9 protein-coding genes are annotated in these 16,979 nt (G+C 75.6%); 6 read left to right on the top strand and 3 right to left on the bottom strand.

Annotation, left to right across the window (positions count from 1 at the left end; all coding sequences use genetic code 11):
- Window positions 1-4 precede the first annotated feature (4 nt).
- The 6 genes from L2K70_RS16815 (at window position 5) to L2K70_RS16790 (ending at window position 12,385) form a co-directional block, all read left to right on the top strand.
- The gene (locus L2K70_RS16815; protein WP_236403896.1) at window positions 5-3,166 is read left to right on the top strand and encodes an FtsX-like permease family protein; all 3,162 of its coding nucleotides are present in this window, start codon (window positions 5-7) and stop codon (window positions 3,164-3,166) included.
- On the top strand, window positions 3,163-5,871 hold the full coding sequence (locus L2K70_RS16810) for an FtsX-like permease family protein (RefSeq protein WP_236403895.1): 2,709 nt from the start codon (window positions 3,163-3,165) through the stop codon (window positions 5,869-5,871). The genes L2K70_RS16815 and L2K70_RS16810 overlap by 4 nt, the downstream gene beginning before the upstream one ends.
- Before the next feature lie 113 nt (window positions 5,872-5,984).
- Window positions 5,985-6,605 carry a 2'-5' RNA ligase family protein gene (locus L2K70_RS16805; protein ID WP_236403894.1) on the top strand — a complete coding sequence of 207 codons (621 nt, stop codon included), beginning with the start codon at window positions 5,985-5,987 and terminating at the stop codon, window positions 6,603-6,605.
- A gap of 31 nt (window positions 6,606-6,636) precedes the next feature.
- A complete protein-coding gene (gene imuA', locus L2K70_RS16800; RefSeq protein ID WP_236403893.1) occupies window positions 6,637-7,302 on the top strand; it encodes a DnaE2-dependent mutagenesis accessory factor ImuA' in 666 nt (221 codons plus the stop codon).
- A 25-nt stretch (window positions 7,303-7,327) separates the two neighbouring features.
- On the top strand, window positions 7,328-8,911 hold the full coding sequence (locus L2K70_RS16795; RefSeq protein WP_236403891.1) for a Y-family DNA polymerase: 1,584 nt from the start codon (window positions 7,328-7,330) through the stop codon (window positions 8,909-8,911).
- A gap of 66 nt (window positions 8,912-8,977) precedes the next feature.
- Entirely contained in the window at window positions 8,978-12,385 is a 3,408-nt protein-coding gene (locus tag L2K70_RS16790; RefSeq protein ID WP_236403890.1) for an error-prone DNA polymerase, read from the top strand.
- Here L2K70_RS16790 and L2K70_RS16785 read toward each other — a convergent pair.
- From L2K70_RS16785 to L2K70_RS16775, 3 genes are read right to left on the bottom strand one after another with little or no spacing between them, the layout of a single operon-like run.
- Complete coding sequence (locus tag L2K70_RS16785) at window positions 12,378-13,046, bottom strand: ABC transporter ATP-binding protein (RefSeq protein ID WP_236403887.1); 669 nt, start codon at window positions 13,044-13,046, stop codon at window positions 12,378-12,380. The two genes, L2K70_RS16790 and L2K70_RS16785, sit on opposite strands and share 8 nt — an antisense overlap.
- Window positions 13,039-13,881: an ABC transporter ATP-binding protein gene (locus L2K70_RS16780; RefSeq protein WP_236404683.1), complete on the bottom strand. Its 843-nt coding sequence runs from the start codon at window positions 13,879-13,881 to the stop codon at window positions 13,039-13,041. Before L2K70_RS16780 ends, L2K70_RS16785 begins: the two co-directional genes overlap by 8 nt.
- Window positions 13,881-16,976 carry an FtsX-like permease family protein gene (locus L2K70_RS16775; RefSeq protein WP_236403877.1) on the bottom strand — a complete coding sequence of 1,032 codons (3,096 nt, stop codon included), beginning with the start codon at window positions 16,974-16,976 and terminating at the stop codon, window positions 13,881-13,883. Before L2K70_RS16775 ends, L2K70_RS16780 begins: the two co-directional genes overlap by 1 nt.
- Window positions 16,977-16,979: the final 3 nt, after the last annotated feature.

Below are 16,979 nucleotides of genomic sequence, written 5' to 3'. Positions count from 1 at the left end.
CGACGTGCCGGGACTGGTGCTGGTGCTGCGGCGGGCGTGGGTGCAGCGACGCCTGCTCACCTCCGTCGTCGCGCTGGTGGCGGCGGCCGCCGCCCTCGTGGGCGTCTGCACCCTGCTGCTCGGTCCGACGTCGGAGCGTGGCTTCCAGGTCGCGGTGGAGCGGACCGAGCCGTCCGACCTGGCCGTGACGGCGTACGTCGTCGAGGTGGCGGGCGGTGACGTCCCCGCGGTGCGCCACGACGCCGAGCGGGTGGTGGGCGACCTCCTGACCGGGACCGACCCGACCCTGCAGACGACCGCCACCTCGCGGCTGCGGCTCCTGGCCGACGGTGACCGGCAGGCCTACCTGTCGATGACCGACGGCCTCCCCTCCCGGGCGGTCCTCCTCTCCGGCCGGTGGCCGGCCGGCTCGGGTGCGCCCTACGAGGCGGCGGTGCCCGCCTCGACGGCGCGCCTGCTCGGGCTCGGCCTCGGTGACCAGGTGGTGCTCGGGCGCGAGATCGGGCTGGGCGGCCTGGACGAACCGGTCCGCGTGGTGCTCGTCGGCACCTTCCGGCCACGGGCGCACGCGGGGTGGGACCGCGACCTGCTCGCGGGAGCGGGCTACTCCCCCGCCTACAGCAACGGCCTCGACGCGGCTCCCACCTACGGCCCGTTCGTTGTCGCGGAGCAGTCCTTCCTCGAGTCGGGCTCGTCGGTCGGCGGTCTGCGCGTGACGGGGACCCCGGACCGGGCGCGAGCGTCCGACCACTCGTTGCAGGGTGTGGTGGACGGGCTGGGCGATGCCGCCGACGCGCTGGCGTCCTCGGCCGGCGACCGGGCCCGGATCACCCGGGTGGCCTCCGACCTGTCGGCCACGCTCGACCGGCTCCACGCCCAGCGGGCCGGCACGCGGGCCACGGTGCTGGTGGTCCTCCTGCTCGGAGCGGCGCTCGCCGCCGCCGCCGCGCTGCTCGCGGGATGGTCGGTCGCCGCCGTCAGGGAGGACGAGCGGGACCTGCTGGTCGCGATGGGCCTCGGCCGGCGCCAGCGCGTCGCGGCAGCCGCCGCCGAGGCCCTGCTGCTCTCCGCCGTCGCCACCGTGGTCGCCGTACCGTCGGCGGCGCTCGTCCATGCCCGCCTCACGCACCTGCCGGACCTCGCCGCCGGAGGTTTGGCGCAGGGTCCCACGCCGACCCGGTCCCTGCTGGCAGCTGTCGTCGCGACCGCCGTGCTCCTCACCGCGACGCTCGTGTCGACGACCCTGGGCACGAGTGCCGACCGGGGACCGGCCACCCGCCGCGGGCTGGTGGCCCGGCTCGGTGCCGGGCCGCTGCTCCTCGTCGTGGCCGGTGCCGCCTGGTGGCAGCTGCGCTCGCAGGTCCCCTCCCCGTCCGACACCGGCGACGTCGCCCTGACCTCCGCTCCGGTCCTCGCGGTGGCCGCACTGACCGTCCTGGGCGTGCGCGTCGTCCCCGTGCTGCTCGACCGGGCAGCGGCCACCGCTGGCCGGTCGCGAGGTCTGGCCTGGTCCCTGTCCACCCAGCAGGCGGCCCGCCGGCCGCACTCCGGCACCGCGATGGTGCTCGTCGCGGGGGCGGTGGCGGCCGCCGTCCTGGGGCTCGCGCTCCGGTCGACCTGGGTGCAGTCGCAGTCCGACCAGGCGGACCTGCGCGTCGGCACCGACCTGTCGCTGGCGCTCGCGGCGCCGGCCGGACCGGTCGAGGCGGTGCAGGTCGAGCAGGCGACCACCGGCTCGGCGGCTGCCTCACCGGTGGTCCACCGGCCGCTGGCGCTCGGCCGTTTCGTGGGAGACCCGGACGCGCGTCCCGTGCTGGTCGCCGTCGACACGCACCAGGCCGGTGCACTGCTGCGCGGCCGCACCGGCGACGACCGGGACTGGTCACAGGTCACCGCCGGACTCGCTCCGGCACCGTCAGTCGCCGGGGTCGGGCTCGCCGACGGCGGGACGGCACGCCTGCGGGGGGACAGCCCGCCCGGCGCCGCCCTCACCGTCGTGCTGACCGCCGTGGTCCAGGACGCGTCCGACGTCCTCGCTGCCGTGCCGGCCGCGCCCCTGCCGCTGGACGGCACCGCACACGAGGTGCGGTGGCTCGGCCCGCTCGGGGACGGCGTGGGCCTCGTCGGCCTGCGGCTCGAGCTCGACGGCTACGCGGGCGAGGACCCACCCGCCTCGCCGACGGAGATCAGCGTGGTCATCGACCTGCCGGGGGCGTCCGCGCAGGATGCCGGTGCCGCGTGGAGGGTGAAGCCGCTGCAGCAGCAGAGCCCCGTCGCGGGCGCGCAGGCCTCGCTCCGGACGACCGCTTCCGGGAGCGAGCTGGCAGCCACCTTCGGGCTCGACCTGGAGTACTTCTCCTACACCGGCGCGGACCTCCTCGCGACCGCCTTCCCGGCCACGGCGAGCGTGCCCGTCGTCGTCTCGCAGGCGCTCGTCGACGCGGTCGGCGCCCGCACCGGTGACGAGCTCGCCGCGGTCGTCGGCGACACCGAGCTGACCCTCGAGGTGCAGGGAGTGGTGCCGGCCGTCCCGTCGGCACCGGGGCAGGCGGCCGTCCTCGCCGACCTCGACGCGCTGGACCGCGCTCTCCTCGACGCCGGTCGACTGGACCCGGTCGTGGACTCGTGGTGGGTCGCACAGCCGTCGTCCGCCGACGTGGTGGGGCTGCGCGACCTCGGGCTGGGCGAGGTGACGACGCGCTCGGAGGTCGTGCAGCAGCTGACCCGGGGGCCGCTGCGTGTGCCGGTGCCCGCCGCGCTACTGGCCCTCGTGGCCCTCGCCGTGGCACTCCTGCTGGCCGGGACGTGGCTGGTGCTCGGCCCGGAGCGGCAGCGTCGTACGGCCGAGGTGGTGCGCCTGCGCGCCCTCGGCCTCTCGCGCCGGGACGCCCGGCGCCTCCTGCTCGCCGAGCACGTCGCATTCTTCGTCCCCACCTTCGCCGTGGGCGTCCTGGTCGGTGTGGTCGCCACCCTCCTCCTCGGCCCGCACCTGGTCCGGTCCGACCTGGGGACCGCGCCCGTGCCGGTCCCGGTCGTCGCGTGGCCATGGTCGGCCGAGCTGGTGCTGGTCGGCACCGTGGTCCTCGCCACGGTGACCCTCGCGGCCGTGCTCGGCGCGTTGCACGTGCGCGCGTCCGACCCCTCGCGCATGCGGGGGGTGCGATGACGCCGTCGGTCCCCCGCCCGCACCTGCCCACCGTCGTCGGGCGCTGGCGCAGCGATGCCGCCGTCCTGCTGCTCACCGCGCTGGTCGTGGCCCTCGCGGTCGGCGTGACGGCCGCCGTCGACCCGGTCACCGAGCACGCTGCCGACCGCGCGATCGCCGCGACGGTCCGCGACGCGGGGCGCCAGGCGGACGTGGTGGCCACCCTGCCGGAGTGGTACGACGACCCGCGCGGCAAGGAGCTCGACCCCTCCACCGCGACCCAGGTGCGGCAGGACGCCGACCTGGCACGCCAGGTCCTGCCCCCGGACCTTGCGGCGGTGGTGCGGCCCGGCGTCGTCTCGGTCACCACCCCGCCGCTCCAGCTCCTGGACGCCGGACCGGGACGGATGCTCCAGCTCGCCTTCGTCGAGACCGACGGCCGACCGCCCGCGGTGACGTACGTCGACGGGGCAGCGCCCGGCGCGGTGCGCCCCGCGGACGCCGGGTCGGTGGAGGTCGCGGTCGACCGCAGCGTGGCCGAGGCGCTCGCGATCGGTGTCGGCGACCGGCTCCCGGCCGAGGACGAGCAGGGACGGACCGCGGAGCTCCGGGTCAGCGGTGTCTTCACCGCCGACGCCCCGGCCGACGACGCCTGGCAGGTGTCGGACCGGCTGCTCCACCCGGTGCAAGGCGTCGCCGACGGCCTCGCCTACACGACCGGGGCAGCGCTGGTGTCCGCCGGGGCGCTGCCGGACCTGCGTCTCTCCCTCCCCGCCGACGACCTCGACCGCCGCCTCGTCCTGACCCCCGAGCCCTCGCGCGCGCGGTGGCGCGCGACCCGGTCGCTCGAGCGGTCGATCGTCTCACTGCAGTCCTCTTCCGGTGTCTCGGCGACGGACCTGTCGTGGGACAGCCGGTTCGGCGCCGTCCTGCAGCGCGGCCGGGAGGAGGTCGCGGCCGCCCGCGGACAGGCCCAGGTGCTCGTCGTCGGCCTCCTGGGCGCCACGATGCTGGTCCTGGTCCTCGCCGCCCAGCTGCTCGTCCGTCGCCGTCGTGACGAGCTCGCGACGCTGCGGCAGCGCGGTGCGTCCCTGGGTGGTGTCGCGCTCGAGCTGCTCGTCGAGGGACTCGCGGTCACCGTCCTCGGCGGCGTGGTCGGGTGGGGCGTCGTCCGGTTGGCGGCCGGGTCCGCGGGATGGACCTCGGCCGTGCCGGTGCTGCTCGTGGCCGCCCTCGCCGTGCCTCTGCTGGGCGCCGTGTCGGCCGACAGCCACGGCGGCGGGCGACGGGTGCCTGCCAACCGGGGCGCACGCCGTACGGCCGAGCGGGCCCGACGCCTGCGCCGGCTCGCGGCAGAGGCAGCCGTCGTGGCCGCAGCGGTCCTGACGACCTCCGCCCTGCTGCAGCGGGGAGTCACCGGCGTGGGGGTGGCCGAGGACGCGGCCTGGGGTGACGCGACGGCTGCGAGCGCACCGACCTGGTGGGCACTGGCGGGTGCGCTGCTGCTGGTCCACCTGCTGCCGCACCCCGTGCGATGGGCGATGCGCGGCACCCGTCGTTCGCCCGGAGGTGTCGGCTTCCTCGTCGCCGCACGCGTCGCGGAGACCGGCGTACGGGCCCTCCCGGTGCTCGTCCTGGTGGTCGCCGTCGCCGGCACCACCGTGGCGGGCTCGCTCGTCGCCACCGCGCGCGAGGGCCAGGCCGCCGGGGCGCTGACGGCCGTCGGCGGCGACGGACGGATCGACGCCGAGCCCCAGGCCGACCTGTCGGACGTCGCCGCCGAGGCGGAGGACGAGCCGGGCGTGGTCGCGGCCGTTGCCGGACGGGTCGAGGACGGCGTCCGGATCTCCTCGGGTGGCGCGGTCGAGGTGGTCCGGCTGGTCGTGGTGGACGCCGCGGACTACGCCGACCTGCTGGCCGCGGGCGACCTCCCCGACGCCTCCCGGCTCGCGCTCCTGGGGGCGGCGGGTGGGGACTCGGGTGGGGACCCGGGTGGGGACCCGGTGCCTGCGCTGCTCCGGAGTGGTGGGTCCCCGCTCGCCGACCGGCCGACCGTGCGCTGGGAGGACGTCCCGGTCGTGCTGGACGTGGTGGGCACGGCGCCGGACGTCGACGCCTCCACCGATCCCGTGCTCGTGGTGGACGCGTCGGCGTTCGCGGACGCCGGTGCCGTGGCCCTGCCGAACACCCTGTGGCTGTCCGGGCCGGGGACCGACCAGGTCATCGACGCGGTGGCCTCCCGGGTGACGGGGGTGGACGCAGTGGTGCGACGGTCGGAGGTGGTCGAGGCACGCCGTGCGGCACCGCTCACCTCGGCGCTGCTGGCGCTCGCCGTCGCGTCGTCGGCGCTGCTCGTCCTGCTCGGCGTCCTGGGGATCGTGCTCTCCGTGGCGGCCGAGGCGCCGGAGCGCTCACGGTCGCTCGGCCGGCTCCGCGCCCTCGGCATGGCCGACAGGGACCTGCGCCGGGTCCTGCTCGGGGAGCTGGTGGCGCCGGTCGCGGGCATCGCCCTGGTGGGGTGGTCGATCGGCGTCGCCTGCTCGTACGCCGTCCTCGGCGCGCTGTCGCTGGACCTGCTCACCGGGGAGGCGGTCGCGCCGCGGACCGTCGTCCCGTGGTGGACCGTGCTCGCGGTCCCGGTCGTGGTGGCTGCGGCACTCGGCCACGCGGTGCTCGAGGCGCGACGGGTGCGGCGCCGGGACCTGTCCCGGCTGGTACGGGCCTGAACGGACCACCTCGCCCCGAGATCAACGGGACATCCACAAAATCCTCACAACGTCTTCATGCGTGCGCCGCACCAGCCCGCGACGGATGCTCGTCCCCGGGCGAGGGTGTAGCCATGTACCTCACCGCAGCCCTGGTTCCGCCGGACCGGATCACCGCAGCCGCCCGCGACGCCGCCGTCGCCGCGTCGGAGCGCCTCCCCCGCCTGCGACTGACGGAGCGATGGGACGACGTGGTGTCCGTGCCGTCGTTCCTGCCGTCGCCCACTCCGTGGGAGGCGCTGCCGCTGGACCGGATGGACGCCGAGCTGGCGCGCTTCGGCTACGTCGCCCCCGACGAGGTCGCGACGATGCGACGCATCGTCGCGGGCCTCATCGCCCCGCACGACGCGTTCACGGTGTCCCTGGGCGGGTCGGTGCGCGTCGACCACGTCCGCAGGCTGGTGCTCCTGGGCGTCCAGGGCGAGACCGACCGGCTGGAGACGGTCTTCGACGCGCTCCACGCCAGCGTGCACCGCGCCGGCTTCGCCCGCGACCGGCGGCGTTTCCGCCCCATGGTGCCGGTGCTCTCGTTCGGTCCCCACCTCAGGCTGGGTGAGCTCGTGCGCACGGTCGAGGCCCTGGAGGGATACGTCTCCGACCCCTGGTCCGTCACGTCGATCGGACTCGTCCACCGTGAGCTCTCCAGTCGCGACGCGCGCCCCACCGAGCTCGATCGGCTCCCGCTGTCCGCTTGACCCGTTCGAACACCTGTTCGATGATGGACCCATGTCGTCCACCCGCGCCGTCGCCGCTCTCGACGAGCAGCGTGCCACGGTCGAGCGGCTCCGGGCCAGGGTGGCCGCGATGGAGGACAAGGCAGCAGGTGAGCCCGTCCCCACCTTGCCCGGACTGACCGACATCCTGCCGATGCACGCCGGGTCGACCTACGCCGTCGACAGCGCCTCGCTCGCCCTCGCGCTCGCCGCCGGCGCGTCGCGCGCAGGTGAGTGGGTGGGGTTCGCCGGGTGTCCCGACTTCGGTGCCGAGGCGGCCGCCGAGCTCGGCGTCGAGCTGTCGCGCACGGTGCTCGTCCCCGACCCCGGTGAGCACTGGCTGGAGGTGACGGCGGCGCTGGTCGACGTGCTGCGCGTCGTGGTGCTGCGCCCGCCGGCATCGGTGACCGAGCGGGCAGCGAGCGTCCTCGACTCGCGCCTGCGCACGCGCTCGGCGGTGCTGGTGGTCCACGGCGAGTGGCCGCGGGCAGCGGCCCGGCTCAGTGTGGAGACCTCGACGTGGTTCGGCCCCACGGCCGGGTCCGGCCGGCTGGTGGAGCGGCGAGCGAGTGTGGCCGTCCACCGCGGGGCGCGGCCACCGCAGCGCGCCGACCTCGTCTGGCCGGGCGTGCAGCGGGTGGACCGGCAGGTCCGTGAGGTGCGGCGGGTGTCGGGATGAGGGTCCCGGTCCAGGCGGTGCGTCGATGAGGGTCATGGTCGTGTGGTGTCCCGACTGGTCGGTGGTCGCCGCGCTCGAGGAGGCCGAACGGTCGCTGCGCTCCCCTGCCGCCGTCATGCACGCCAACCTGGTCGAGGTCTGCAACGGACCCGCCCGTCAGGAGGGCGTGCGCCGCGGGCAGCGCCGCCGCGACGCCCAGGCGCGGTGTCCCGAGCTGGTGCTGCTGCCGGCCAACCCCGACCGCGACGCCCGCGCCTTCGAGCCGGTGCTCGCGATCATCGAGGACCTCCGTCCCGGGGTGGCCGCCCTGCGCCCCGGCCTGCTCGCCGTACGGGCTCCGGGCAGCTGGTACGGCACCGAGACCAAGGCGGCCGCCGTCGCGTGCCAGGCCCTGGTCGAGGGCGGCGTCTGGGACGTGCGGATCGGGATCGCCGACGACCTCTTCACCGCCGAGCAGGCCGCCCGCACCGCCGACGTGCAGTCGTGGGTCGTCGTGGACGAGGGCGGATCACCCACCTTCCTGCGCGGGTTGCCGGTCCACGTCCTGCAGGACGAGGGCCCGCGCGGACGCGAGCTGGTCAGCCTCCTGCAGCGCCTCGGCCTGCACACGCTGGGTGACCTCGCCGACCTGCCGGGCGACGCGGTCGAGCACCGGCTCGGCACCTACGGCGCGACCGTACGGCGCCGGGCGCGGGGCGAGGACCGGGCGCTGTTCGCGGCCCGCACTCCCCCGCCCGAGCTGGAGGCCGAGGTCGCCTTCGAGACGCCGCTCGACAACGTCGAGGCGATCACCTTCAGCGTGCGCACCACAGCGGAGAGGTTCATCGGCCAGCTCGCGCGCCACCAGCTCGTGGCCACCGCAGTGCGGATCGAGGCCGAGGCCGACGGAGTCGTCTGCTCCTCCCGCGCGTGGCTGCACCCGCGCCACTTCAACGCCCGCGACCTCGTCGACCGGGTGCACTGGCAGCTGCAGGGTGCAGGCTCCACGAGCCGGATCGGCGGTGCGGTGCGCGGGCGCAAGGACGCAGGCGACGTACGTGCCCCGATCGACCGGGTCAGGTTCGTCCCCGAGACCGTCGAGCCGGCCGCCGCCCACGGCGAGGCGCTCTGGGGCACCGCGTCCGACGACCTCGTCGAGCGTGGTGTCGCGCGGGTGCAGGGCATGGTCGGCTTCGAGGCCGTACGACGACCGGTGCTGCAGGGCGGCCGCAGCCCCGCCGCCCGGCAGGCGCTCGTGCCCTGGGGCGAGCGGGCGGTCGACCTCCGCCCGGTCGACCGGCCCTGGCCGGGTCGGGTGCCGGGACCGGCGCCGGTGCGGGTGTTCGCGACGGCGCGGACGGCGGAGGTCGTCGACGACGCCGGTCGCGAGGTCCGGGTCACCGACCGCGGGGTGGTCACCGGCGAGCCACGGCGCTTCCGGGTGACCGATGGCACCGACCTGCCGTGGCAGCCCGTCACCGCGTGGGCGGGTCCGTGGCCGACCGACGAGAACTGGTGGGCAGGCGGCACGGGACCGAGCGCCCGCTTCCAGGTCGTCGGCGCCGACGGCCGCGCCTGGCTGCTGCTGCGCGCGCCCGACGGCTGGGCGCTGGAGGCGGCGTATGACTAGGGGTCTCGATACGCCTCGCTCGTTCCTCGCTCGGCTACTCGACCAGCGGAACAGGGCGGTGCGCTGATGGGGTGGAACAACCCGCAGATGCACTGGAAGGAGCTCGAGCGCCGGCTGAGCGGGCTCCCGGGTGCCGACGACGCGCCGGTGTCGCGGCGCAAGCATGCGGCCGCCGAGGCGCGGGCGATCCAGCGCCCGGCTGCGGTGACGCCCTACGCCGAGCTGCACTGCCACAGCCACTTCAGCTTCCTCGACGGTGCGAGCTCGCCGCAGGAGCTCGTCGAGGAGGCGGTCCGGCTCGGCCTGCACGCACTGGCGATCACCGACCACGACGGCTTCTACGCCGCACCCGTGCTCGCCGAGGCGGCGGCCGTCTACGACCTGCCGACCGTCTACGGCGCCGAGCTGTCGCTGGGACTGGGCGGCCCGCAGAACGGCGTACCGGATCCCGAGGGCAGCCACCTGCTCGTGCTCGCCCGCGGGGTCGAGGGCTACCACCGGCTGGCCGCCGCGATCACCGACGCCCACCTGCGCGGCGACGAGAAGGGACGCCCCGTCTACGACCTCGACGAGCTGGGCGAGCGCGGTCGCGGCCACTGGACGGTCCTCACCGGCTGCCGCAAGGGCGCAGTACGACAGGCGCTCGACCACGGCGGCGACGGGGGCGGCGACGCGGCCGCGTCCGAGGCGCTCGACCGGCTGACCTCGCTCTTCGGCCTCGAGCACGTCCTCGTCGAGCTGTCCCCGCGACCGGGTGCCGACGTGACCAACGCCGCCCTCGCCCGGCTGGCAGGGGTGCACGGCCTCGACGTGGTCGCCGCCGGCAACGTCCACCACGCGACCCCGCAGCGCCACCGGCTGGCCTCGGCGATGGCCGCCGTACGGGCCAGGCGCAGCCTCGCCGACCTCGACGGCTGGCTCGACCTGTCGGCCTCGGCCCACCTGCGCAGCGGCGACGAGGTGAACGCGGCGCTCGCCGCGCACCCGGGGGCGGTCGAGCGCAGCGTGAGCCTGGCCGACGAGCTCGCCTTCGACCTCCACAAGGCCTCGCCCGCCCTGCCCAAGCGGCAGATCCCGGAGGGTCACACCGCCGACACGTGGCTGCGGGTGCTCGCCGAGCGCGGCTTCGCCGAGCGCTACGCCGGCCTCCCGCACGAGGCCGAGGCGCGCGACCGGCTCGAGCACGAGCTGCGGATCATCTCCGAGAAGGACTTCGCCGGCTACTTCGTGATCGTCCACGACATCGTGGCCTTCGCCCGCGAGCGGAAGATCCTGTGCCAGGGGCGCGGGTCGGCGGCGAGCTCGGCGGTCTGCTTCGCGCTCGGCATCACCGCCGTCGACGCCGTCTTCTACCGGCTGCCCTTCGAGCGCTTCATCTCCGCACACCGCGACGAGGAGCCCGACATCGACGTCGACTTCGACTCCGACCGGCGCGAGGAGGTGATCCAGTGGGTCTACGACACCTATGGCCGCCGCAACGCCGCGCAGGTCTCCAACATCATCAGCTACCGCCCGCGGATGGCCGTCCGTGACGCCGCCAAGGCGCTCGGCTTCTCGCAGGGGCAGCAGGACGCGTGGTCCAAGCAGATCGACGGCTGGAAGGCCGTCGTCGCCGGCGACCAGGGCGACCCCGACGCCCACGACGTCCCTCCCCAGGTCGTCGCGCTCGCCGAGGAGCTGATGGGGGCACCGCGCCACCTCGGCATCCACTCCGGCGGGATGGTGCTCACCGAGCGGCCGATCGGCGAGGTGTGCCCGATCGAGCGCGGGCGGATGGACAAGCGCACGGTGCTGCAGTGGGACAAGGACGGCTGCGAGACGATGGGGCTGGTCAAGTTCGACCTGCTCGGTCTCGGGATGCTCGGCGCGCTCGACCACATGATGCGCCTCGTCGCCGACCACCTCGGCGAGCAGTGGGACCTCGCGACGATGCCCAAGGAGGAGCCCGCGGTCTACGACATGCTGTGCCGCGCGGACTCGATCGGCGTCTTCCAGGTCGAGAGCCGCGCCCAGATCGGCACGCTGCCGCGGCTGCGCCCCCGCGAGTTCTACGACCTCGCCATCGAGATCGCGCTGATCCGGCCGGGCCCGATCCAGGGCGGCGCCGTCCACCCCTACGTCCGCCGCGCGACCGGCAAGGAGCCGGTGACCTACGACCACCCCGAGCTCGTGCCGGTGCTCGAGCGCACCAAGGGCGTGCCGCTGTTCCAGGAGCAGCTGATGGCGATGGCCGTGACGCTCGGCGACTGCACCCGCGACGACGCCGACCTGCTGCGCCGCGCGATGGGCTCCAAGCGCGGCGTCGAGCGGATCGAGTCGGTCAAGCACAAGCTCTACACCGGCATGGAGCGCCGCGGGATCACCGGCGAGCTCGCCGACTCGATCTACGTGAAGATCCTGTCCTTCGCCAACTTCGGCTTCGCCGAGTCGCACGCGCTGTCCTTCGCGCTGCTCGTCTACGCCTCGTCGTGGTTCAAGCTCCACTACCCGGCGGCGTTCCTCGCCGGGCTGCTGCGCAACCAGCCGATGGGCTTCTACTCGCCGCAGTCGCTGGTCGGCGACGCCCGCCGCCACGGTGTCGACGTACGGCGCCCCGACGTGACGCGGTCGTCCGCGCAGGCCGACCTCGAGCCGGTCCTCGTGGGACCGGTCGCGGCCACCGGACCCGCGGTGTGCTGCGAGCCGCGGTTCGAGCGGACCGAGTGGGTGCCCGACACCCCGGACCCGGTGCCGGCGCACCGCCGCGACCACCAGGTCGCCGTACGCCTCGGGCTCGACTCGGTGCGCGGGATCGGGCTCGAGGTGGCGCGCCGGATCGTGGCGGCGCGTGACGAGGCGCCGTTCACCGGCGTCACCGACCTGTCGCGACGGGCCGGGCTGACGCCGGCGCAGCTGGAGGCGCTCGCGACGGCGGGAGCCTTCGACGCCTGGGGCATGGAGCGGCGCGAGGCGCTGTGGGCGGCCGGCTTCGCCGAGGGCGCGGAGCACCTCGCCGGCACCACGCCCGCCCCCGCGGCGCCCACCCTGCCGGGCATGAGCGAGCCGGAGCTCACCCTCGCCGACCTCTGGGCGACCGGAGTCTCCTCCGAGCGGCACCCGATCGAGCACCTGCGCGACGAGCTGCGTCGCGCCGGGATCCGCTCCGTCGCAGACCTGGCCACCGCCGAGCCCAACCGGCGGGTCCACGTCGGCGGCCTCGTCACGCACCGGCAGCGGCCGGGCACCGCGATGGGGGTCACCTTCCTCAACCTCGAGGACGAGACCGGCATGCTCAACGTCGTCTGCTCGGTCGGGGTGATGAAGGCGCACCGGCAGGCCGCCCGCAACCGCGTCGCCGTCGTCATCCGCGGCAAGCTCGAGCGCAACGAGGGCGTCACCAACCTCATCGCCGACCGGGTCGAGCCCATCGACGTCGTCGTCCCCGGCGCCGGTGCGGTGCTTCAGGCGCGGCAGTCGTCGCGCGACTTCAGGTGAGCGGGCGCACCCACGTCGCCACGCCCTCGTCCAGGGCGAGCACCGCGTCGGTCCGGGCCGCCGCCTCGGGGTCGTGGGTGGCCAGGACGACGGCGGCGCCGCGGTCGGCCTCGGCGCGCAGGGCCGCGATCATCAGCTCGCGGTTGCCCGCGTCGAGGTCGCTGGTCGACTCATCGGCCAGCAGGACCCGCGGGCGCAGCGCGAAGGCGCGGGCCAGCGCGACGCGCTGCTGCTGACCGCCGGAGAGCTGGTCGACGAGGTGCCGGCCGAAGTCCGAGAGCCCGACCCGCCCGAGCTCCTCGGCCACCCGGCCCGACGCGTCCTTCGCCGGCACGCCCAGCGCGAGCAGTGGGACGAGGATGCTCTCCTCGGCCGACAGCGTGGGGCTCAACCCGTTGCGCTGCGGCACCAGCACGACGCCTGCCCCGGCCGCGGCGTCCCGATCGCCGACCGGGCGGCCGTCGACAGCGACGGTGCCGGACACGTCGGCGACCGCCGGCCGCAGCGCGCACGCCAGCGCCCACAGCAGGGACGACTTCCCCGCTCCCGACGGGCCGGTCACGGCCAGCATCCGGCCGCCGGGCACGTGGAGGTCGAGGGGCTGGACGGCCACCCGGTCGCCGTACGACACCCCGAGACCGGTGGCCACGAGGTCACTCATCGCCCATTCCCCCGTCCTCGGCGCGCAGCTCGAAGTGGTCGTCGACCTCGTGGATCCGCACGAGCGTGCCGGGCGGGAGCTTGTCGCGCACCTGCCCGAGCAGCGGGAGGAAGCCGTCGGCGGTGACGACGGCGTACTCCTCGCCGCTGCGGCCCTCGCCGCCGATCCGCCCGTCGCGGATGGTGACCGTGCGCGGCAGCACCCGCGCGACGTCGGGGTCGTGGGTGACCAGCACGACTGTCGTGCCGTAGGTCCGGTTGACCCGCGCGAGCGCGTCGAGGACCCGGTCGCGCGCGGCGTGGTCGAGCTGGCTGGTGGGCTCGTCGCACAGCAGCAGGCCGGGCCGGGTGGAGACGGCGACCGCGACGGCCGCGAGCTGGAGGCCGCCCGGGGTGAGCTCCTCGAGCGGGGCGTCGGCGTGCCCGGCGATCCCGAGGTCGGCGAGCACGTCGCCCGGGGCGGGGAGCTCGCGACCCGCCCGTGCTGCCTGGTGCTGGGCGAACCGGACGTTGTCCGCGGGCGTGGCGTGGGGCAGCAGGTTGCGGCCCGCGCCCTGCAGCATCAGCCCGACCTCCGTCGCCCGGAGCCGGTCGAGGTCACGCGGGGCGGCGGTCGACAGCTCGGACTCGCCGACGAAGACCTTGCCGGCGCTCGGCCGGAAGATCCCGGCGAGCAGGCTCATCAGCGTCGACTTGCCGGAACCCGAGGGGCCGAGGAGGCCGACCATCTCACCCGCCCCGACGTCGAGGTCGACCCCCGAGAGCGCCGCGACGTCGTGGCCCTCGGCGTGGTAGATGTGCACCAGGCCGCGGGTGCGGATCGCGAGTCCGTGCATCACGCCCCCTCCCTGACCCGCTCGACGTGGGCCTGCCGCACGACCACCAGCCCGGCGAGCGCCGCGGTCACCGGCAGCACGACGAGGCACCCCGCGGTCACCGCCACCACCGCCGGCCACGACGTGGCGAGGTCGATGAGCGGCACCTCGGGCGGCGCGGGCAGGAGGGTCACGTCGGGCATCGCCACCTCCGCCCCGGCCAGGCCGGCCACGACGCCGCCGACGACCGCGATCAGCACCGGTGGGAGCCGGGTCCACACCGCGAGCCGCCGGGTGGTCCTCCGGTCCACGCCGTTGAGGCGCAGGATGGCGAGGTCGCGTGCACGCCCCCGCCAGCCGATGAGCGCCAGGACGAGCAGCACCAGCAGTGCGAGGAGGCCGACGGCCGGCGCGACCGCCGCTCCGAGCGACAGGCTCCAGGCGGAGACGGTGTCCTGGTAGGCCTGGCGGACGTCGGCGTAGCGCCGCACCTCGGTGATCGCGATCCCCTGGTCGAGCAACGCACCGCGGACGCCGTCCTCGAGAGCGGGGTCGTCGTCGAGCCAGACCTCGAGGTGGGAGTCGGGGGTGATCGCGGCCCCCCGGACGAGGGACTCGAGGCCCACCAGCTTGGTGTCCTTCGGCATCGCCGGGACGAGCCGCAGCTGGCCGGCGTCGACTGCCAGCCGGTCGTCGCCGTTGGGGCCGGTGACCGCGAGCGGCTTGTCGATCGGGTCGTTCTGCCCCGACGAGATCAGCGCCGGAACGAGGCTCGGCACCCAGGCGGACGTCATCTCGACCGGGTAGAACCCGGACAGGCCCAGCCCGACCCGCAGCACGCCGTCGGCGCCGCTGCCGGCCGGCTGGATGAGGGTGTCCTGGTCCTCGAAGGCGTTCCAGTCGTCGGACGACGTGCCCCAGTCCGCTGGTCGCCCGTCGACCCGGAGCCGGGACAGCTCGAGGTCGCCGGCCACGGTCGCGCCCTGCGCCGTGCTGATCCGTACGGCGACGAGGGTGCAGCCGCCCGCGCACGCCTCGGCCGTGCCCCTCGCCGTCCGGCTGCTGCCCGCGGGCGGGAGGTTGCCGAGCGGGATCGTGCGGCGGATGCCGGTGGGAGCGGTGACGACCAGGCCGAGATTGACCTCGACCTCGCTGCCGAAGATGTCGGCGGCGGTGAAGCCCTCCGCGGTCCCGACCTCCAGCGCGACCCGGGTGCCCCGGATCTCGTCGGGCTCGCGGTCGGGAGGGGCCAGCGCCCGCCACTGCTGGTCGGACGGGCCGCCGCGGGGGAAGAAGGCGACCCGACGGAAGGCCCCGGGCTCGACGGCGAGGGTGTCGCGTGCGACCAGGACCGGGGCGGCGCTGGTGCCTGTGGGGTCGGCGTCGTGCAGCGCGGCGCGTACGCCGTCGACGTCGCCGCCCGTCACCTGCAGCACCACGGGCCCGCCCGCCTCGTGCTCGGCGGCGACGGTGCGGTTGCGGGCGCCGATGGCGAGCGCGTCCATCGCGAACACCGCGAGTGCGCACGCCACCGTGACGACGACGATGACCGTGCGTCCCTCGCCGCGCCGGCCGGTGTCGAGCAGGCTGGATCCCGCCACGAGCCGGCCGCTCGTCAGCAGGCGACGCCCGAGGGCGCGACCGAGCGGAGCCACGAGGTGGGCGACCAGCAGGCCGGTGAGCAGGGCCAGGAGCGCCGGCCCCGCCAGGGCGAGGGGTCCCTGCAGGCTGCCGGTGACGAACGCCAGCACGCCCGTGCCGACGCACGCGACGACGAAGGCCTCGACCGCCCCCAGGGCCCACCGGCTCGTCGCGACCGGGCCGCTGCGCACGACGTCGTGCAACGGCTCGCGGGCCGTCCGTGCGGCCGCCGCCACCGTCGTGACGACGATCGCGGCCACCGCCAGCAGCAGCGCCGTGGCGAATCCGGGGGCGACCTCGAGAGGCCACGCGCCCGGGAGCAGCGCCTTCGCCACCACTCCCCCGGCGAGCGCCACGAGCGCCCCGGGCACCACCCCGACGAGCAGTGCGGGGAGCAGCTCGAGCAGCAGGAGCGCCGCGGCTCCCGCCGGGCCGCGGCCACGCAGTCGGGCCACCGCGACCTCGCCGCGCCGTTCGGAGGTCGCCGCGCTGAGCACGAGCCACAGGACGAAGACGGACAGCACGGCCAGCGGCGCGAGGAGCAGGGGCACCGTGCGGTGGGCCTGGGCGACCTGGTCGCGCAGGGTGTCGGTGAGGTCGACGATGCCGCTGCGCAGCTGCACGTCCTCACGTCGCTGGTAGAGGCCGGCCGTGAGCGCCCGGATGCCCTCGGCGAGCTCGAGCACCTCGTCGACGTCCGCGCTGGCGGCCGCCACCGCGGCACCGGCCTGCGAGCTCTCGCCCGTGAGCAGCGGGGCGTCGACGAAGGTCTGCTCGACGGTGAGCCAGGCGTCGTGGCTGGCCGAGGGGTCGAGACCGCGGACGACGGCGGACACCCCGGTCGTCCGCTCGCCCAGCCACCAGCCGTCCCCCTCGCCCGTCCCGTCGTCGTCCGGCACGTAGGTCCCCACCACCTCGAGGCGCACCGTGCTGTCGTCGACGGCGGTGCCCACCTGGCGGACCGCCCCGACGCGGAGGTCGAAGTTGTCGACGTCGTCCCGGCTGACGAGGATCTCGCCCGCCTCGTCGGGGCACGTGCCGTCGAGGATCCGCACGTGGTCGCACTGCCCGTTGCGCCACATCAGGACCCCGGAGGGAGGGTTGTCCCCCGCCTCCGGCGTCACGATCGCCGTACGGCCGAGCACGGCCGGTCCGGTGTGGGCGGCGACCTCCTCGGGGAAGAGGGCGTCCAGCTCGCGCGGGTCGCGCGAGTCGACCGACCCGCCCGGGTACTGGCCACTCTCCGACACCAGCACGACGGCCGCGTCGGCGGGGGTCGCGTGCGCGAGCAGCGTGTCGACGAGCGCCTGCTGCATCGCGCGGTCGTAGGCCGGTGCGAACGCCGTGCAGGCCGTGATGAGCGTGGAGATCGCGACGAGGGCGAGGGCCTGTGGGCGACGGTGGCCCCAGGCGGCGCGCCAGGCGTGCCGGGTGGGCGACCACCCGTGCCCGCTGCGCGATCGCCAGCCCCTCATGGC

Origin of the sequence: Nocardioides potassii (assembly GCF_021648885.1) — a bacterium.
GTDB lineage: Bacteria > Actinomycetota > Actinomycetes > Propionibacteriales > Nocardioidaceae > Nocardioides > Nocardioides potassii.
This window is presented reverse-complemented; position numbering and strand designations above follow the sequence as displayed.